Consider the following 19,929-nt stretch of genomic DNA (forward strand, 5'->3'; position numbering starts at 1 on the left):
CGGACAAGGTAGTTTAGCTATTGCAGAGCAAAGAAATTCTTAATTGCCAAAAACCAACCTTCATGTTAAGCCACAAACTACGGTTGGTTGTACACCCAACTGGACTCGTTCTCGACAGAAGTCAGTAAAAGTAATGCGTAAATGTGCCCAATATGGAATCAACATATGGCAAATTTTGGGCACAAAATGGGCACAAAATAAAAATTTTGAGATTTCGATACGCTACAAACGTTGATATAACAAAGGAGAGAGCACTATGAGTATCATTCAATGGTTTCCAGGTCATATGGCGAAAGCGATTCGGCAGATGGAAGAAAACGTCCACCTAGTCGACATCGTCTTTGAGCTTGTTGACGCCCGGATTCCAGCTTCTTCACGTAATCCCGAAGTGACTCGAATTGCGAAGAACAAGCCGCATTTAATTATTTTAACGAAAAAGGACCTGGCCGACCCCCAACAGACGGCGGCTTGGTTAAATTACTACCGGGCACAGGGACAACCAGCCATTGCCATCGACTCACGGGCTAACGTGACCCCTAAGCAAATCACCAAGATCGCCATGGGCATCTTGTCCGATAAGCTGGTGGCCGAACAAGAAAAGGGCCTCAAAGAACGACCAATGCGTGCCATGACGGTGGGTGTGCCCAACGTTGGGAAGTCAACGTTACTGAATCACCTGGTTAATCGGAAAGCTGCCCAAGTTGGCGATACTCCCGGTGTCACCAAAGGCCAACAGTGGTTGCGCTCCAGTAAACATCTGGAATTGCTCGATACTCCCGGTATTCTCTGGCCCAAGTTCAAGGACCAAGAAACGGCACAGAAATTAGCGTTGACTGGCGCGATTAAAGAAAAGCTCTACGCCAAGGACGACGTTGCTCTCTTTGCACTCAACTTCTTCCGCACCTATCACCGGGCAGCCCTGATCGATCGTTACCATTTAGTCGAAGCTGATCTCGACCTGAGTGACGTAGACTTGCTCTTGAAGATTACGGAAAAGGTCGGTATGCGTGACGACTACCTGCGGGCCAGCGACCGGTTGATTCTGGACGCGCGGCACAAGAAGCTCGGTGGCTTCACGTTAGACCGCGCACCACAGGCAGGCGACGCACATAATGGCTAAGCAACCCAGTCTCGTCAGTCTCAAGCAAGAACTGGCGGATGTTACCAGTCTCACAGACCCCCGTCTCGACGTGCTGGCGACCGATTCACGTAAAGGGGCCCAGTTACTCCTGACACAGATCAAACGGCGCTTAAACAAGCAGGCAGAGGCTGAGGCGGCCTTTCAAGAACGCTTACACTACGAACGTGATCTATGGGCGATGGGCAAGCTGGTCGCCGGTATCGATGAAGTCGGCCGGGGGCCATTGGCGGGCCCCGTCGTCACGAGTGCGGTAATTCTGCCGCAAAGCTTCGACATTCCGTTGGTGAACGACTCCAAACAGTTGACGCCTAAGGAGCGCGAACGCTTGTATCCGTTGATTCTCGCGCAGGCCACTGCCGTTAGCATTGGTATTGGCAGTAGTGAACTAATTGACCAGATCAATATTTATCAGGCAACGCGGGTCGCCATGCAGCGCGCCGTTCTGGGCCTCGGCGTTGCGCCACAGCACTTGATTGTTGATGCCATGCAGATCCCGGTTGATTTGCCGCAAACGCGACTGATCAAGGGAGACGCCAAGAGCGCCAGCGTGGCCGCAGCCAGTATCGTCGCCAAAGTCTATCGAGATCATCTGATGGACACGTATGATCGGCTGTATCCGGGCTATGGCTTCAAAAAAAATGCCGGTTACGGAACGGCTGAACACCTTGCCGGACTAGCGGATCGGGGTGTGACCCCAATTCACCGGAAAACTTTTTCGCCCGTTCAAAAAATAATTGCCGCTCAATCACGGAGTTAGTCTTAAAGAGACTAGGAGGTTGTTAACTTGCAACTGACACTTCGTGATTTTTTCATGCGCTTAAATTTGGTGACCGGGGTCGGGCAGCAAACCGCTAATCGTTGTTGGCGTTGGCTGGACCGTCACCCCGAAATTCACCGTGTTGACCCGACCGTTGTTTCCCAATTTGCCGATGAATTGACCCTGACCACCGCGCTGACGAACGCCCTGCAACTCGAATTATTCAGTCGGGACATGAACGACACCGTGACGGAGAATCTAACGCACAGCGGCTGTCTGACGATTGTCGATAACGCGTATCCGATACAGTTAAAGGAAACGTATGCGCCACCGCTCGCCCTGTACTTTCTGGGAGACCTCCGGCGCCTGCAAGCCCCTCAGCTAGCGGTGGTGGGGTCACGCCAGCCGACCGATTATGCCGTTCGGGCCATGCGACTACTCTTGCCGGCCGTAGTGGAGCAACGGGTGTGCCTGGTCTCGGGTCTAGCCCAGGGCGTCAACACTATGACGCATCAGGTGGCCTTAGCGCATAGAGGGACGACGATTGCGGTGATCGGCACCGGCCTGGATAAATGTTATCCGGCTGCTAACCGCGACCTCATGGCAACGTTAGCTCATCAGCAGTTGGTCCTGTCGGAATATCCGTGGGGGACGAGCGGTGCCCGGCACCATTTTCCCGAACGGAATCGGATCATTGCCGGTTTGGCGCAGAGTGTATTGGTCGTCGAGGCGGCCCATCACTCTGGTAGTCTGATCACAGCCAATATTGCCCTGCAGGAAAATCGAAATGTACTGGCCGTTCCGGGGACGATTGATGGCAAAAATTCCGTTGGTACCAACGAATTAATTCTCGCTGGGGCAAAGCCAATCTTGAATTCTGAACATATAATAGAAGAACTTTTAGTTGACAAGGTACCCTGACTTGAAATACCATGAGTGGGATTATAGTGAAAAAATTACGAACACCACGTTCGTCGTAAAAACAAGTAAGTAGGGGTAAGGAAGCGCGTTCAGCGGGGCTTTATCACCTACCAACCGAGGGAGTAATGTGATTTGCCGACTAAGTCAAAAGCGAAAGCTAGTACAAAGAAGCGGCGGAAACCGCAAAAAAAATTAGTTATCGTGGAATCACCGGCTAAAGCCAAGACGATTGAAAAATATTTAGGGCGGACCTACAAGGTCGTTCCTAGTCTCGGCCACGTCAGAGATTTACCTAAGAGTTCGATGGGAATCGACTTTGATAACAACTACGACCCGCATTACATTTCTATTCGGGGTAAGGGCGATGTGATTAAGGGGTTGCGGGCTGAAGCCAAGAAGGCCAAAGCCGTCTACCTCGCATCTGACCCTGACCGTGAAGGAGAATCAATTGCCTGGCACTTGGCGCACATCCTGAACTTGGACGTCAACGACAAGAACCGGGTCACTTTTAACGAAATTACCAAGGACGCCGTCAAAGAAGCCTTTAAGACGCCCCGGACGATCGACATGAACCTGGTTAACGCGCAACAGGCCCGCCGGATTCTGGATCGGTTAGTGGGATACTCAATCTCGCCACTGCTCTGGAAAAAGGTTAAAAAAGGGCTGAGTGCCGGCCGGGTACAATCCATCGCCTTGTCACTAATCATCGAACGGGAAAAGGAAATTAAAGCGTTCCAACCCGAAGAATACTGGACGATTGATGCCGACTTCAAGAAGTCCCGGAGTACCTTTGGCGCCAGCTTCTATGGCCTCAATGGGAAAAAGGCCGGCTTGAAAGACAATGCCGCCGTTCAAGATGTGTTGGCTAAACTGGATAAAAAGGGTGACTTTGACATCACCAACGTGGTTCGGAAGGAACGGAAGCGTTCGCCACAACCACCATTTACCACCAGCTCCATGCAACAGGACGCTAACCGGAAGTTAAACTTCCGAACGCGGAAGACCATGATGGCCGCCCAACAGCTGTACGAAGGGATCAACTTGGGTAAGGAAGGCACACAGGGGCTCATCACCTATATGCGGACCGACTCGACGCGGATTTCCAGTATCGCTAAGCACGAGGCCTCAACCTTCATTCACGAGAAATACGGTGCCGAATACGCCGCAACCAAGCCCATCAAGGGTAAGTTGCCAGAAGGGGCGCAGGATGCCCATGAAGCCATCCGGCCAACCTCCGTATTCCGGACACCAGCTAGCCTGAAGGAACGTCTGAACAAGGATCAATTCCGGTTATACCAATTGATCTGGAATCGGTTCGTGGCCAGTCAAATGACCAACGCTATCATGGATACCATGGCGGTAACGCTGAACCAAAACGGCGTGACGTTCCGGGCCAACGGATCCAAGATGAAGTTTGAAGGGTTCTTGAAGATTTACAAGGATGGTAAGGAAAAGGATAACCTCCTGCCTGACCTCGAAATCGGTGACCAGGTTAAACTGGCCAAGACCGATCCGGCCCAACACTTCACGCAGCCACCTGCACGTTATTCCGAAGCCAACTTGATCAAGGCGCTGGAAGAAAACGGTGTGGGTCGGCCATCAACCTACGCGCCAACGCTGGATACCATCCAACGCCGATACTACGTCAAGTTGGTTGGTCGGCGATTTGAACCCACTGAACTGGGTGAAATCGTGGACAACATCATCAACGACTACTTCCCAGATATCGTCGACGTTGGCTTTACGGCCGACTTGGAAGGCGAACTGGATAGTGTTGAAGAAGGTAAGCAGGACTGGGTCAAGATCATCGATGACTTCTACAAACCATTCTCGACCGAGGTTGCGCATGCCGAGGATGCCATCGAAAAAATCCAGATTCGTGATGAACCAGCCGGCTTTGACTGTGACATCTGTGGTGCCCCAATGGTCATCAAGATGGGCCGCTACGGGAAATTCTACGCTTGCTCACGCTTCCCAGATTGCCGCAACACTAAGCCAATCGTTAAGGAAATCGGTGTCGTTTGTCCCGTTTGTCATAAGGGCCAAGTCATCGAACGCAAGTCCAAGAAGAACCGGATCTTCTACGGTTGTTCCCGTTATCCCGACTGTGACTTTGTCTCATGGGACAAGCCAGTCGGCCGTGATTGCCCGAAGGATGGTCACTATCTGGTCGCCAAGAAGATTCGTGGCGGTATTCAGATTGTTTGTCCAAACGGCGACTACGAAGAAGCCCCACAGAAGTAGGCGGCTACTCGGAATTGTTGCTAACAGTTAAATTTGTTTCACTGGCGTTGACCTCTTGGGGTCAGCGCCTTTTTTGAACCTGACACTTATTACTAATGTAAAAATTGTCGATTTGGTCTCACCTTTCTTTGAAGAATCGTTTTAACCAGACAATAGTGTATCCCCAACAATAGTCGATACGATCCGTCGACATTACGTGTTTTACCCTATATCAAAAACCGACAGCCTTACTCAATTAGAGTAGGGCTGTCGGTTTGTAAAATGAGCACTAAATCTTAACTAGCCAACCACACTTCAGGGTGATCAAAAGCCAGTTGGAGTTGTTCCAGGAACTGACTCACGTGATAGCCGTCCGCTACCGCATGATGGATCGTCAGTGACAGGGGCATTTGCCACCGCTTCGCTTCCTGCTCGAACTTGCCGGCCTGAATGACCGGGAAGAAGGTATTCAACGGCGTGAAGGGCAGTGGCGTGTAACTGGTAAAGTGCGTCCAAGGAATGCTGCCAATCATGTAGGTGTTCTCACTCTGCGGAGCCTTGGGCATTGGTGTCCGCTGATCGCCATATTCGGCCAGGTCGGCCAAATAATTCTGATAGAATTGCGTGAAGTCCGGATCGTAGGCCGTCCATAAGTTGGAGATACTGTGATCATCCGCGTGCATGACGGAATAGGACGGGTGGAGGATGTCGAAGCGTTGCAACTGTCCGGTGTTGTCGCGGTACACTCTGAACTCTGGGGTCTGAGCGATGACCTTTGAGACCAAGTAGAGGTAGGCCGCATTAAATTTTAAATCGCGGGCCGCCAACCATTCCTTGGTTGCCGTGACGTCCAGGTCAACGGTCAGGGTGAATCCCGTTGGCATCATCTTGGTGAAGTAATAAAAATATTCGCGACGCGGCCACGTGGCCATGTCGATGGGGGTACTATTTGTATTTAAGGTTTGCATATTAATTCCTTTCTGATTGGTTGTAGGCCGGTTGGCATTTTTTCAGCCACTCGGCTTTGAGGTCCTTGAGCGTCTGTCGAAGGTTATCGACTTCGGTGACGTCTGCCTTCCAGAGGACGCTGTAGGTAAACGCATCTGCTCCTAAGGTATTCCAGTCCGTTTGTAGGGCAGTGTCATGGTAGAAGTTTTCGTTTAAGTTGGTTTGGTAATAGCCCCAGCGGTTGTGAATGTTACGTGCAACGTCGATGAAGGTCTTGCCGTTCTGGTTGTTTTTAATCTGGATCACACCGTAGAAGGTCGGTGCCGCCTTGTAGTTTTGAATGAGTTCTTTGTGATTCATGTGTAACTCCTTATCGTTAGGTTGCCGCCAATAGTCACTGCCACTTGCCGTGCGGTTAAGGAAACCATAGTCGACCAGGTAACGCCGCAATAACGGAAAATCGGCATAAATGGGCTTGAGTATGGCCGTCAGTTCCGGTTCCGTGAAATGCTGGTTCGCTGGAATCGACAGGGTAATGCGTTTCAGAATAGCGAGAATCGCTTTCTGATGCTTGGGCCATCGAGCTAACTTCAAGGGTGCGGTCGAGGTGAAATACTTTGCCACCAGCTGCTCGTATTCGTCAGTGGTGATGGCAAACCGATCATCCTTTGGACCCTTCTGGTCGGGTAACGTCACCAGTTGATCGGCAGTCGTTGGCTGATTGAAGACCTGCTCGTAAATGGCGAGGTAGAGCTTGGCCTGCTTAGCCTTTTCACGGAAGGTAAACTTCTGATGGCGCACAGTTGCCGCCGCAATGCCCATCTCTTCGGCCACGGCAGCGTCCTTCTGGCCCTGAGCGAATGCCAGCAGTAAGTCTCGTTGCTTGGCCGTTAATGTATTGTATTTGTTATCGGTTTGGATCAGGTCGGCCACGGCATGGGGGTGTTCGGTCGCAAGATGCCGCCGAATCATGGTTGCCGCCGGATAAAACTTGTCGTCTTCCGGGAAGACTTGGTCCTTGGCAAACGTTGCCCCACAAGCATTGCAGACGTAGGCAGTGTCCGTTTCATGCCAGCCCTGTTCAATTTCAGTCAGTGTCAGATCAACTAGGTTCATGTCTCATCCCTCCAGTAGCATCTACTTTACAAATGTTTACGGAATATGTCAACAGGTAATTTAATCTGTTTATCCAGGATGAGTACCTTCAGCCGAGATTAGCGGCTTATATTCGACTTTCGCTTCATCTTGATATGTTTACCAAAATAATAAACAACGATACTGAGAATTTCAGAACCACAACAATTATCACTCAGCATCAGCCCTAACACACGAGCTTACCCAGTCCGCTCACAACATTTCTGATGAGTTAGTTGAGTTTTTAGGGCGCGTTTGCTAGCATTAACACGTACAGGAGGTGTCAGCCGTGGCTTCAGCAGTCGCACAATTCATGACTTACCTGAGTGGTGAGCGTCAGTATTCACCCGAAACCGTGAAGGCCTACCAGGAAGACTTAGCTGAATTCAGTCACTTTCTGCAGGACAACGGTGGTGAGAAGCCCTGGACGCAGATCGACCAGCTCGACGTGGAGGTCTACCTCAGCGACTTGTACGATCACCACTACGCGCGGACAACGATTGCCCGTAAGCTTTCAACGCTGCGGTCGTTCTACAACTTCCTGATGAGTAATGGTCTGGCCAAAGACGATCCGTTCGCCTACGTTCAGCTCAAGCACCATCAGAGTCACTTACCCCGTTTCTTCTACGAACGAGAAATGACGGCGCTGTTCACGGCCGCCGCGGGCAACCCCAATCAGCAATTGGCAACGCGGGACTCCGCCGTGCTGGAGATTCTCTACGGCACCGGGATTCGGGTCAGCGAGTGTGTCAATCTAACCCAACGCGATGTGGATTTTGATAATCGCATCATGCTGGTTCATGGGAAGGGCAACAAGGAACGCTATGTGCCATTTGGCCACTACGCTAGTGACGCCCTGGAAACGTACTTCACGGCGGCGCGGACGCCCTTGATGACCAAGTATCATCAGCAACATGACTACGTCTTTATCAATGCTCATGGTGGTCAGCTGACCACGGCGGGCGTGACGTATCTGCTCAATCAGATCATCAAGCGCAGCAGTCTGACCAGTGAGATTCATCCCCACATGTTGCGGCACACGTTTGCCACGCACCTGCTCAACAATGGGGCGGACTTACGCTCGGTGCAGGAGCTACTGGGTCACAGTAGTCTCTCGACCACGCAGATCTACACACACGTGACGCGAGAACACCTCCAACGGGATTATCGTCAATTCTTTCCCCGTGCAACTGAAGACAAGGATCAACCGAAGTAATCATAAGGAGACTAATCATTATGCCAGTAAAATTTGAAGCAACGACCATCTGTGCCGTCCGTCATAACGGCCACAACGCCATGGCGGGTGACGGCCAAGTCACGATGGGTGAAAAAGTCATCATGAAGGGGACCGCTCACAAGATTCGTCGGATCTACAACAACCAAGTCGTTGTCGGATTCGCCGGTAGTGTCGCCGATGCCTTTAACCTCGAAGAAAAATTCGAAGGCCAACTCAACGAATACAGTGGTAATCTGCAACGGGCAGCCGTTGAACTCGCCAAGCAGTGGCGCTCCGACCAAGCTTTGCAAAAGTTGGAAGCCTTACTGATCGTCATGGACAAGGACGAAATGCTCCTGGTCTCTGGTTCCGGTGAAGTCATTGCTCCTGACGATGACATCTTAGCCATCGGTTCCGGTGGAAACTTTGCCTTAGCCGCAGCGACGGCTTTACATCACCACGCCAAGGAAATGAGTGCTAAGGAAATTGCCGAAAGCGCCATTCACATCGCTGGTGGCATCGATATCTTTACGAACGAAAACGTTATTTCTGAAGAACTTTAATCTGGAGGACTGAGAATAGTGGACGCAATTAATAAAACACCTAAAGAGATCGTCGGCTTACTTGACCAATACGTCATCGGTCAGGACGAAGCCAAAAAGGCGATTGCCATTGCCTTACGGAACCGTTACCGCCGCATGCAACTCGACGCCGCCATGCAAGAAGAAATTTCACCTAAGAACATGTTGATGATCGGACCGACCGGGGTCGGGAAAACTGAAATTGCCCGCCGGTTAGCCAAGATCGTTCACGCGCCATTCACCAAGGTTGAAGCCAGCAAGTTTACCGAGGTTGGTTACGTCGGCCGTGACGTGGAATCCATGGTTCGTGACTTGGTTGAAGTCTCCGTTGCTATGGAAAAGCAGGACCAATTTAAGAACGTTCGCGCCGATGCCACGCAGGCTGCCAACAAGCGGTTAGTTAAGTTGTTGGCCCCGGCTAAGAAGAAGGAAAACAAGAACAATAACGACTTTTCAAACATGATGAACATGTTCTCCCAGATGCAAAACGGCCAAATGCCAACGGCACCTAGCGAACAAGAAGAAGTTACCGATGAGATTCGCAACGAACGACTGTCCTTAACGGAACAACTTAATAAAGGCTTGCTCGAAAATCACATGGTTGCGTTGGAAATGGACGATCCTCAACAAGCTAGCGCCACCGACAACAACATGCTGGGCCAAATGGGGATCGATTTGAACGACACCTTGGGTTCCATTATGCCTAAGAAGCGGATCAAGCGGACGGTCACGGTCGCCGAAGCTCGCGAAATCCTGGTCAGTGAAGAATCAGAAAAGCTGGTCAACAACGCCGACATCAATCATGACGCCATCAAGCGCGCTGAAAACACCGGGATCATCTTCCTCGATGAAATTGACAAGATCACCAAGGGGAGTGGCCAGAACAGTGGTGACGTCTCCCGTGAAGGGGTTCAACGCGACATCCTGCCAATCGTTGAAGGGACGCAAGTTAAGACGAAGTATGGGACCATCGATACTGATCACATTCTCTTCATCGCGGCTGGGGCCTTTGCGGAATCCAAGCCAAGCGATTTGATTGCTGAACTACAAGGTCGTTTCCCAATTCGGGTGGAATTAAACGACCTCAGCAAAAAAGACTTTGTTCGGATCTTGACCGAACCAAACAATGCCTTAATCAAGCAATACATCGCTTTGATTGGAACAGACAACGTCAAGGTGACCTTCACCATGGAAGCCATCGAACGTATTGCCGAGTTGGCCTTTGAATTGAACCACGAGAACCAAAACATTGGGGCTCGGCGGTTACAGACTGTTCTTGAAAAGCTTCTGGAAGATCTGCTTTACGAAGGACCTGACATGGGCACTGGTGACGTCACGATTACCGAAAGTTACGTTAACGATAAGATCGGTGACATCGTTCAGAACAAGGACTTATCACGGTACATCCTATAAACGTATGTGGGGGCCAGGACGGTTGTCTTGGCTCTTTTGCGTGACGTAAGGTATGATAAGAGGTAACAGATTAATGTGGGAGGAATTGCGATGATCACGTTGAAAAATGACTATCTGACGGTAAAAATCAATCCGTTAGGTGCCGAATTAACCAGTGTTAAGGATAATGAGAGTGGTTTGGAATACATGTGGCAGGCTGATAAAACCTATTGGGGCCGCCATGCGCCGATTCTCTTTCCCATCGTCGGCCGGTTACAGGATAACCAGTACCGACTGAACGACGAGACGTATCACATGACCCAGCACGGCTTCGCCCGCGATCGTGAATTCACGGTCATCGATCAGACCGACACTCAGGTCAGTCTGGAATTAACGGCCGATGATGAAACCAAGGCGTTGTATCCACAAGACTTCATCCTGACGCTGTCCTATGAACTGGTCGATCACCAGCTCAAGGTCAACGCGACGGTGACGAATCCTACCGATGAGGCCATGGCCTTCTCGTTCGGCGCGCATCCCGGATTCAACGTGCCATTTGGTGGCGCATTAGCCGACTTTACTGACTATAACGTGACCGTTTCACCCAAGCAGACCTATCAACGCGTGCCACTAGTCGGGCCGTACAGCGATACGAAGCATTCTGTGCCGCTAGACCTGCACCAGCCGTTGTCATTAAAGCACGACTTGTTCGACCATGACGCTCAGGTGCTGACGCTCGACAACCATGAAACGACGGTCATGCTCAGCACGCCCTCAGACGATCACGGTATCGCCTTAACGGTCGCCGCCCCGTATCTGGGCATCTGGTCACCGTACCCCAAGCAAGCACCGTTCGTGTGCTTAGAACCATGGTGGGGCCTAGCAGACGACGTCCAAGCCACGGGTGACTTGGAGTCAAAGGTCGCCATTCAGAAGCTGGCTGGTAAGGATTCCTTTAAGGCGAGTTATCAGATTACTTACTTCTAGGCAGCTGAAAACAGTCGATTGCGAATACCCGGGATTTCGCCTAGATACGGTTGACACCCGTAAGATAGTCTTCGGTATCACGATTGCATGGTCAGCAACAGAACTAACTGATACTCCCAACGATGGTTCGGTTAAAGCTATAGTTAAACGTTATTTTAGTCGGAGGCAGCCAGCCGTGGCGGCGTTGCAAGGCCGCTCCTTGGCTGTAGGCGTTCCCCCACAACAGGCGGAATGGCTGGCTGCCGCAGGCAACAATGTTTAGCCATAGCTTTCAAACCATAAGAAAAAGGCTCCCAGCGACAATTGTCGTTGAGAGCCTTCGGTATCCTATTTAGCGTGGCGCTTCTGGTAGCCATGACCAAATGGCACCAGTGACTCTGTCCCATTTTTGATCCGACTAATATTGGTCCGGTGACGGTAGAAGACGAACACCGTCAGAATAAAGGCGATTCCTGTCAGATACCAATCGTGAAACCCTAACGAGATCAGGGTAATCAACGAAAAGGCAATCATGCTGGCGAGACTAACCATACTGGTCCAATAGATCAGGCTGACCCATAGTCCGGCCGCAATCACAAACATTAACGGGTTGTATGCCAGTAGCATCCCCGCTGAAGTGGCCACCGCCTTACCACCCTTGAAGTGGTCAAAGACGGATACAGTGTGGCCAAGAACCGCAAACAGCCCGAATAAGAGGGGCGTCGCGGTGCCAAAGATCGTGGTCACGTGTCCCCAAGTGGGAAGCAGTGTAGCCACCGTGCCTTTCGCAATATCAAGGACCATCACAACCGTCCCGGCATACGGCCCGAGGACCCGGTAAGTGTTGGTCGTCCCAATATTACCGGAGCCAGACTGGCGAATGTCGGTATGGAAGAAGGTCTTACCCACCCAGACACCATTTGGAATGGCCCCCAGGAGGTAGGCCACAATGAGTAACCCAATTAATTTCACGCGTAATTCCTCCGCTCTTTCTCCCGACGACCGCCCTCACTGAGGTAGCGGCCGTCACTAATAAGCTGCTCTATATTTTAGCATGTTTTACGCATTACGCCAATTATATCAGGAAACTAGCCAGCTTTTAGTTTCCTGTGGTATGATAATGTGGTTACTGAAAACCCACCTCATGCGATTTGTACGATTCATTTGAACATACGTTCGTATTAGGGTAAACTAAAGGGTATCGTAAAAGCAATTTTAAATCTAGTAAAAGTAAAGGGGATTTACGCATGGCGAAAGCAAAACCTAAATATGACGATTCCTCCATCCAAGTCTTGGAGGGATTGGAAGCTGTCCGTAAACGTCCTGGGATGTATATCGGCTCCACTGACGGCCGGGGGCTCCACCACCTGGTCTACGAAATTGTCGATAACGCCGTTGATGAAGCTCTGGCCGGATACGGTAAGGAAATCAACGTTACCATCCACCAGGACAACAGTATTACCGTCGTCGATCATGGTCGGGGTATGCCCGTGGGCATGCACGCGTCCGGTATTCCAACACCTGAAGTTATTTTAACGGTGCTCCATGCCGGGGGTAAGTTTGGCCAAGGCGGCTACAAGACCTCTGGTGGGCTCCACGGGGTGGGGGCTTCCGTGGTCAACGCACTCTCTAGCTCATTGACCGTAACCATCGTACGTGATGGCGTTCGGTACCAGGAAAAATTTGCCAAGGGGGGCCATCCCCAAGGCACTCTGGAAAAGAAGGGTAATACGCGGGCTCATAACGGGACCACGCTAACCTTTAAGCCGGATAGTGAAATCTTCACAACGACCGTCTATAACTTTAATACGCTCGCAGAACGGCTCCGTGAATCGGCCTTCCTGCTCAAGGGTGTCAAGATTACACTGACCGATGAACGTGAAGGCCAAGAAAAGGCCGAAGAGTACCACTTCGAAGATGGGATCAAGGAGTTCGTTAGCTACCTTAACGAAGACAAGGATACCCTCGGTGACGTGATGTACTTTGATGGCAAGAAGGACGGTATCGAGGTCGAAGTCGCTGCCCAATACAACGACGGCTACACCGAAAACCTCCTATCCTTCGTCAACAACGTGCGGACCAAAGATGGAGGCACCCATGAAGTGGGTATGCGTAGTGGGTGGACTAAGGCCTTCAACGAGTACGCACGGAAAGTCGGTCTTCTCAAGGATCGCGATAAGAACCTCGAAGGAACTGATGTCCGTGAAGGGCTGTCCGCCGTGATTTCACTGCGAATTCCCGAAAATCTGTTGCAATTCGAAGGACAGACCAAGGAAAAGCTGGGAACACCGGAAGCTCGGGCCACTGTTGATAGCATTATTAGTGAACAACTGGGCTATTATCTGATGGAAAACGGAGACTTCGGGAAAATGTTGATCCGTAAGTCAACGCAAGCTCGTCAAGCACGAGAAGCTGCCCGGAAGGCCCGTGATGAAAGCCGGAACGGTAAGCGGCACAAGAAGCATGAACGCCTGCTCTCCGGTAAGCTAACGCCTGCACAATCCAAAAATTCTGCCAAGAACGAATTATTCTTAGTCGAAGGGGATTCTGCCGGGGGTTCCGCTAAGCAAGGCCGTAACCGGAAGTTCCAAGCTATCCTGCCATTACGGGGGAAAGTGCTGAACACTGAAAAGGCTAAGCTACCTGACATTATGAAAAACGAAGAAATCAGCACCATGATCTACACGATTGGTGCTGGTGTTGGGGCCGAATTTAATATTGCGGACGCCAACTACGATAAAATTATCATCATGACCGATGCCGATGACGATGGGGCGCACATTCAAATTCTGTTGTTAACCTTCTTCTACAAGTACATGCGGCCGATGATCGATGCTGGCCGGGTCTACATTGCCCTGCCACCACTGTATCGCATTAAGACGACCGGCAAGAAGTCGACCATCGAGTACGCCTGGACTAATGACGAACTCGACCAAAAGACTAAGCTCATCAAGAACCACGGTTACAACCTGCAACGATTTAAGGGGTTAGGTGAAATGGACGCCGAACAGCTGTGGGATACCACCATGGATCCTGACAATCGGACGCTGATCCGCGTTCAGATTGATGACGCCGCTTTGGCCGAACGCCGGGTCACCACGTTGATGGGTGACAAGGTTGAACCGCGCCGGAAATGGATCGAAAATAACGTCCAATTTACGTTAGAGGACGACAATACCAGTCTGCTAGAATCCGCAGAACCAACGGATCCAGCGGATAACTAACCGGTGAAAGGAGCACATAATTCGTGAGTGAAGGACAAAAAATTCAGGAACTAACTTTGGAAGAAGTTATGGGCGATCGGTTTGGCCGGTACTCTAAATCCATCATCCAGGAACGGGCACTGCCTGATATTCGAGACGGTTTGAAACCCGTTCAACGGCGAATCCTGTTTGCCATGAATAAAGATGGTAATACCTACGATAAGGGTTTCCGGAAGTCTGCCAAGTCAGTCGGAAACGTCATGGGTAATTTTCACCCCCACGGGGACAGTTCCATCTACGAAGCATTGACCCGGATGAGCCAGGACTGGAAGGTCCGCGAACCCCTCGTTGAAATGCACGGGAACAACGGGTCAATGGACGGTGATCCAGCCGCTGCCATGCGGTATACCGAAGCTCGACTGAGCAAATTAGCCGGTGAAATGTTACGGGATATCGATAAAGACACGGTTGAAATGGTGCTCAACTTCGATGATACCGAATACGAGCCAACGGTCTTACCGGCTCGTTTCCCCAACTTACTGGTCAACGGATCGACCGGGATTTCGGCCGGTTATGCCACGGAGATTCCACCGCACAACTTGGGCGAAGTCGTGGATGCCTTGGTCTACCTGTTAAGTCATCCTAAGGCGACGTTGGAAGAGCTGATGTCATTTGTTCAGGGACCCGACTTTCCTACCGGTGGAATTATTCAAGGCAAGGACGGCATCGTCAAGGCCTATGAGACCGGTCGTGGTCGTGTCGTCGTCCGTTCCAAGACGTCAATCGAACCTTTACGTGGGAGTAAGAGTCAGATTATTGTGACTGAAATTCCTTACGAAGTGAACAAGGCCCAGCTGGTCAAAAAGATCGATGAAATTCGCCTCAACAAAAAGGTCGAAGGCCTCGCTGAAGTGCGGGACGAAACCGACCGGGACGGATTACGGATCGCTATTGAACTGAAGCGTGATGCTGATGCGCAAGGGGTTCTAAACTACTTATTTAAAAATACAGAATTACAAATCACCTACAACTTCAACATGGTCGCGATTAATCACATGCGACCAGAGCACGTGGGTCTCAAGACGATTCTGACAGCTTACCTGGAACACCAACGCGACGTCATTACGAAGCGTACCAAATACGAGCTACAAAAAGCCTTGGACCGGCAACACATCGTTATCGGGCTGATTAAAGCGCTGTCCATCCTGGATCAAGTCATTGCGACCATCCGGGCCAGCAAGGACCGGCGTGATGCGCGAGACAATCTGGTCAGTGCCTATGATTTCTCTGAAAAGCAAGCGGACGCCATCGTGGCTCTGCAACTGTATCGGTTGACCAACACCGATGTGACCCAGCTCCAGGCTGAATCGGATAAATTATCCGCAGCTATCGAACAGGATCACAAGATCTTGGCTGAGCCTAAGACCCTTAACGCGGTTCTGCGTAAAGAGTTGAAGGATGTTGCCAAGAACTATCGGAACCCCCGGCGGACCGAGATTCAGGATAAGATCGAAGACCTGAAGATCAAGACAACGGTGACGGTCGCTGATGAGGATGTCGTCGTTTTAGTCAGTCATGACGGTTACCTAAAGCGCTCCGGTGTTCGGTCCTACACAGCTTCGGACCCCGAGGACAACGGGTTGAAGGATGAAGATTATCCAATCTTTATGGAAAAGCTCAGCACGTTAGACCACCTGATGATGTTTACCAGCAAGGGAAATCTGATTTACCGACCCGTTCACGAGATCAGCGATGTGAAGTGGAAGGAAACTGGTGAACACATTTCACAAACCATTGGCTTAGCCAGCGATGAAGAAATTGTCGCCACCTTCGCCTTTAAGACGCTGAAGGAGCCAGGACGTTTCTTAATTGCGACGAGCGATGGTTACGTTAAACAGACGGCCTTCAGTGACCTGACACCTGGTCGAACCTACAAGAGTCGTGCTGCAGTTTACGAGAAACTCAAGCACGATGATGCCCGAGTTGTCCAGGTGAAGTACCTGACGGAACCCGTTGACAAGGGAATCCTGCTGATTTCCAAGAATGGATACGCACTCCGTTATGCCGTCGATGAAGTTTCCATCAATGGTGCTCGGACCACGGGGGTTCGTGCCATGGATCTTCGTGATGATGATGAGGTCGTTAACCTGGCCTTAGTTGCCGATAACGATACGATTGCGTTGATTACCCAACGTGGGGGCTTCAAGCGCCTCGCGATGAAAGAAATCTCTGTGACGAGTCGCGCTCGTCGTGGGGTCATCGTGCTTCGCGAATTGAAGCGCGATCCACACCGGGTCGTCGACTTCATGACGATTCCAGCAGGTAATCCGCCCCTGGAAATCATGACCAGCCGCGAACGGACGCACGACGTCTTACCAATGGAACATCCACTGAGTGGCCGCTATTCGAATGGGTCATTCGTGGTCGATACCGACGTGGAAGGTACTCCCGTCTCGCTCCGTGTTAAACCAGCCGAATTGGTGCTGGATTAACCACAAGTTTCATGGGCGATCCGCGAAACTAAGGCCATCGTATTTTGATGGTATTTAAGTGGCCTCGGGCGGCTGTGAGGGGATTTGCAAGCTGTAATCGTTGCGCTTTCATCCAAAACAGCCTATTATAGAGATTAATAGTTACTATTAGGCTGACGTAGTTGTCGGCTAGACGGTTCGTCACGCCAGTCATAAGGAGTAAACGCGGATGAAGACGAAACAAGAAAGCATCTTTTCTTCTAAAACCCTGACGTATTTTCTGCAACTCGCAGAAACCATGAATTATACGCAGGCTGCTCAAATTTTGGGGATTACCCAACCAGCTTTGACCCAACAGATTAAGAAGTTAGAACGAACGGTGGGGGCACCGCTATTCTATTCAGTCGGGAAAAAGCTCCGGTTGTCAGACGCCGGCTACACGATGTTGGATGCCACGCATAAGATTTATGCCATCCTGAACCAGGCCACGGATGAGATTCAGCAATCCACTAGTGCCACTCAGGGGGAAATCAACATTGGTCTCTTGGCTTCGGTCGAGGACGCTGTCTTTGAAGACTTCGCCATTCTGTCTTACCAAAACAATCCTGAGCTTAAGATTTCCTTCCACATGCTAACTCGGAAGGAAATTTGGGAGCGGTTGGAAAATAATAAGATTGACTTGGCGATCATGTACTTGCCCGATGACTCCATTAAGAATTGGAAGCCATACGAGTCCAAGAAGATTATTTCGGATGACCTGTTGTTTATCCATCACGACGAACAATTGGCCAAGAAACACCGGATCAAGTTCAAGGACACCACGGCTAACGTGTGGGCAATGTATCCGGATGGGTACTATCTGAATCAGACGATTCACGAGGCCTACAAGAATCAATTGGCTGATTTCCCTAAGGGGGTCGCCAACTTCACAACGCCAACGCAACTGTTGCATTTCTCAATGCAGACTGGCGCGTCGACGGCGTTGCCTAACTCGTTTATGGTTGGTCAGGATGACCTGCCAGAGACCTGGACGGCACACTTTGATCCTAATATTCGCTTTGATTTGGCCTTTGTTTTTCGCAAGGGCAAAGCGGAGATTCCACGGATCAGCCACTTTCTCGCGCAGTTTGACCGGTACTTGCATGCCGACGATTACATTTCGCGCCTCAAACAATTGCGTAACAAGTAAATTTAAACAAAAAATTTATTGATTAAGGGAGTTTTTTACCAATGAGTAAAGCATTAATTTTCGGTCACCAAAATCCTGATACGGACGCCATTGTGGCTGCCAAGGCTTTTGCCTACTACCAAACGCAGCGCGGTTACGACGTTGAAGCCGTTGCCTTGGGCGAACCTAACATGGAAACCAACTACGTGTTGAACCACTTTGACGAACCAGCACCACGGGTCGTTAAAACGGTTTCAAACGAAGTTGACCAAGTAATGTTGGTGGACCACAACGAAGCCCAACAAAGTGTGAGTGATTTAGACAAGGTTCAAGTCACCTTCGTCGTTGACCATCACCGGATTGCTAACTTCCACACGGACGCTCCCTTGTACTACCGGGCAGAACCAGTGGGTTGTGTCAGCACCATCTTGACTGAAATGTTCGACGAATCTAAGATTGAAATTCCAGCTAAGTTGGCCGGATTGATGCTTTCTGCAATCATCTCCGACACGCTGTTATTACAATCCCCAACGACGACGGACAAGGACCGCGAAGCCGTTCGTGCCTTGGCTGAAATTGCTGACATCGACGTTCAAAGCTACGGTATTGCGATGTTAAAGGCTGGAACTAACTTGGCCGCTAAGAGCGATAAGGAACTGATCGATGGCGATGCCAAGTCCTTCGAAATGAACGGTCACAACGTTCGAATCGGTCAAATCAACACGGTTGACTTAGACGACGTTATCTCCCGTCAAGCTGGCTTGGAAAAGGAAATGAACGCTGAAATTGCTGCTGATGGCTATGACCTATTCATTACCTTGGCAACCAACGTCTTGAACAGCGATTCCGAACTCATCGTTGCCGGTGAACCTAAGGACGTCGTTGAAAAAGCCTTCAATGCTAAACTCGAAAACAACCGTGCCAGCTTACCTGGTGTGGTTTCTCGGAAGAAGCAAGTTGTGCCACCATTGACCGATGCCTTTAACGCTTAATTCGGTGAATTTACAATAAATTGGAACGCTCCGCGAAGAAATTTAATCTTCGCGGAGCGTTTTTGTCGCAACTCTTTGGCAACCCGCATATAATACGGGCCGATGGTAGCCGTCAGGCATATTCCCTGTAAGAGAGAGGGAATTTTGCATGACAAGAAGTGCTTGGTATCGAAAAATCGTGATGGTTGTGGTTACGATTGGTCTTTTTGTCAGCCAAATCGGTGGTGCTGTGGCGTTGGCAGCGTCCACAACACCGTTTGGACCTGAAAGGTTTGTCACGAATCATGCGACCTACGCAATTACTACCAAATCGGCTTACTATCAACGGATTTGGCGTTCGGCCATTCGGGCGTGGAACAAGACTGGGGCCTTTACGTTCAAGCTCGCGTCAGCCAAGGCAGCTCAGATTAAGCTGACGACAGCAACACCCAGTGAATCGCAGCAGTTAGGAAGGGACGTTGGGTTAACGGAGTTTTGGGCCCGGCATAATTATCTGTTTAAGATCAATTCTGAGTTAAACCCAGAACTGTTACACAACTACGGTTATTCCCGATCGGATGACACCCACGTTGCCGAACACGAGCTGGGACACGCTATGGGGCTCGCTCACAACCCATCAAAGCACAGCGTGATGTACTACGAGAATCGGTCAGTCGGTATTCAACAAGTTGATATCAATGGCGTCAAGGAACGTTACCAAACACCGGCTGGGCAGGCAAGCTAGCCAATACAAAGTAGAATAGAAGATAAGCGTCGGCTCAATCTTGAGTCGGCGCTTTTTAGATTGGCCGCTAAATAGCTAAACGGGTGAGGCAG

Annotated in this window: 16 protein-coding genes; 13 read left to right on the top strand and 3 right to left on the bottom strand. The window is 50.5% G+C overall.

Features of this window, described 5'->3' with window-relative positions:
- Nucleotides 1–256: 256 nt before the first annotated feature.
- The 4 genes from ylqF to topA all read left to right on the top strand — a co-directional run bounded on the left by ylqF (nt 257) and on the right by topA (nt 5,063).
- Nucleotides 257–1,120 carry a ribosome biogenesis GTPase YlqF gene (ylqF, locus tag ACEPSU_RS06800; protein ID WP_395350949.1) on the top strand — a complete coding sequence of 288 codons (864 nt, stop codon included), beginning with the start codon at nt 257–259 and terminating at the stop codon, nt 1,118–1,120.
- Entirely contained in the window at nt 1,113–1,898 is a 786-nt protein-coding gene (locus ACEPSU_RS06805; RefSeq protein WP_395320777.1) for a ribonuclease HII, read from the top strand. The genes ylqF and ACEPSU_RS06805 overlap by 8 nt, the downstream gene beginning before the upstream one ends.
- A gap of 27 nt (nt 1,899–1,925) precedes the next feature.
- Nucleotides 1,926–2,819 carry a DNA-processing protein DprA gene (dprA, locus tag ACEPSU_RS06810; RefSeq protein ID WP_395361488.1) on the top strand — a complete coding sequence of 298 codons (894 nt, stop codon included), beginning with the start codon at nt 1,926–1,928 and terminating at the stop codon, nt 2,817–2,819.
- A 132-nt stretch (nt 2,820–2,951) separates the two neighbouring features.
- Complete coding sequence (gene topA / locus ACEPSU_RS06815; RefSeq protein WP_125700772.1) at nt 2,952–5,063, top strand: type I DNA topoisomerase; 2,112 nt, start codon at nt 2,952–2,954, stop codon at nt 5,061–5,063.
- A 275-nt stretch (nt 5,064–5,338) separates the two neighbouring features.
- On the opposite strand, the gene ACEPSU_RS06820 is transcribed toward topA, so the two are convergent.
- Nucleotides 5,339–6,010: a chloramphenicol acetyltransferase gene (locus ACEPSU_RS06820; RefSeq protein WP_395320780.1), complete on the bottom strand. Its 672-nt coding sequence runs from the start codon at nt 6,008–6,010 to the stop codon at nt 5,339–5,341.
- A 1-nt stretch (nt 6,011) separates the two neighbouring features.
- On the bottom strand, nt 6,012–7,106 hold the full coding sequence (locus ACEPSU_RS06825) for a DUF2087 domain-containing protein (protein ID WP_395320782.1): 1,095 nt from the start codon (nt 7,104–7,106) through the stop codon (nt 6,012–6,014).
- 331 nt (nt 7,107–7,437) lie between these two features.
- Between ACEPSU_RS06825 and xerC the strand changes: the two genes are divergently transcribed.
- The 4 genes from xerC (at nt 7,438) to ACEPSU_RS06845 (ending at nt 11,300) form a co-directional block, all read left to right on the top strand.
- A complete protein-coding gene (gene xerC / locus ACEPSU_RS06830; RefSeq protein ID WP_395323152.1) occupies nt 7,438–8,340 on the top strand; it encodes a tyrosine recombinase XerC in 903 nt (300 codons plus the stop codon).
- Between the two features lie 20 nt (nt 8,341–8,360).
- Nucleotides 8,361–8,903, top strand: coding sequence for an HslVU peptidase proteolytic subunit (hslV, locus tag ACEPSU_RS06835; RefSeq protein ID WP_020088639.1), 543 nt, complete (start codon nt 8,361–8,363; stop codon nt 8,901–8,903).
- An 18-nt stretch (nt 8,904–8,921) separates the two neighbouring features.
- A complete protein-coding gene (gene hslU / locus ACEPSU_RS06840; RefSeq protein ID WP_395320784.1) occupies nt 8,922–10,334 on the top strand; it encodes an ATP-dependent protease ATPase subunit HslU in 1,413 nt (470 codons plus the stop codon).
- A gap of 90 nt (nt 10,335–10,424) precedes the next feature.
- Nucleotides 10,425–11,300, top strand: coding sequence for an aldose 1-epimerase family protein (locus ACEPSU_RS06845; RefSeq protein WP_395320786.1), 876 nt, complete (start codon nt 10,425–10,427; stop codon nt 11,298–11,300).
- 327 nt (nt 11,301–11,627) lie between these two features.
- On the opposite strand, the gene plsY is transcribed toward ACEPSU_RS06845, so the two are convergent.
- Nucleotides 11,628–12,251, bottom strand: coding sequence for a glycerol-3-phosphate 1-O-acyltransferase PlsY (gene plsY / locus ACEPSU_RS06850; protein ID WP_020088636.1), 624 nt, complete (start codon nt 12,249–12,251; stop codon nt 11,628–11,630).
- 275 nt (nt 12,252–12,526) lie between these two features.
- Here plsY and parE point away from each other — a divergent pair, with 275 nt between their 5' ends.
- The 5 genes from parE (at nt 12,527) to ACEPSU_RS06875 (ending at nt 19,837) form a co-directional block, all read left to right on the top strand.
- Nucleotides 12,527–14,503, top strand: a complete 1,977-nt coding sequence (gene parE / locus ACEPSU_RS06855; protein WP_020088635.1) for a DNA topoisomerase IV subunit B — start codon at nt 12,527–12,529, stop codon at nt 14,501–14,503.
- Between the two features lie 23 nt (nt 14,504–14,526).
- On the top strand, nt 14,527–16,974 hold the full coding sequence (gene parC / locus ACEPSU_RS06860; protein ID WP_395320787.1) for a DNA topoisomerase IV subunit A: 2,448 nt from the start codon (nt 14,527–14,529) through the stop codon (nt 16,972–16,974).
- A 208-nt stretch (nt 16,975–17,182) separates the two neighbouring features.
- Nucleotides 17,183–18,142, top strand: a complete 960-nt coding sequence (locus tag ACEPSU_RS06865; RefSeq protein ID WP_020088633.1) for a LysR family transcriptional regulator — start codon at nt 17,183–17,185, stop codon at nt 18,140–18,142.
- A 41-nt stretch (nt 18,143–18,183) separates the two neighbouring features.
- Nucleotides 18,184–19,113, top strand: coding sequence for a manganese-dependent inorganic pyrophosphatase (locus tag ACEPSU_RS06870; protein WP_020088632.1), 930 nt, complete (start codon nt 18,184–18,186; stop codon nt 19,111–19,113).
- Between the two features lie 148 nt (nt 19,114–19,261).
- Nucleotides 19,262–19,837 (top strand): matrixin family metalloprotease, encoded by a 576-nt coding sequence (locus ACEPSU_RS06875; RefSeq protein ID WP_260338405.1) that lies wholly within the window; start codon nt 19,262–19,264, stop codon nt 19,835–19,837.
- The last annotated feature ends 92 nt before the right edge of the window (nt 19,838–19,929 follow it).

Source organism: Levilactobacillus parabrevis (assembly GCF_044051715.1).
In the GTDB taxonomy this organism is placed as follows: Bacteria; Bacillota; Bacilli; order Lactobacillales; family Lactobacillaceae; genus Levilactobacillus; species Levilactobacillus parabrevis.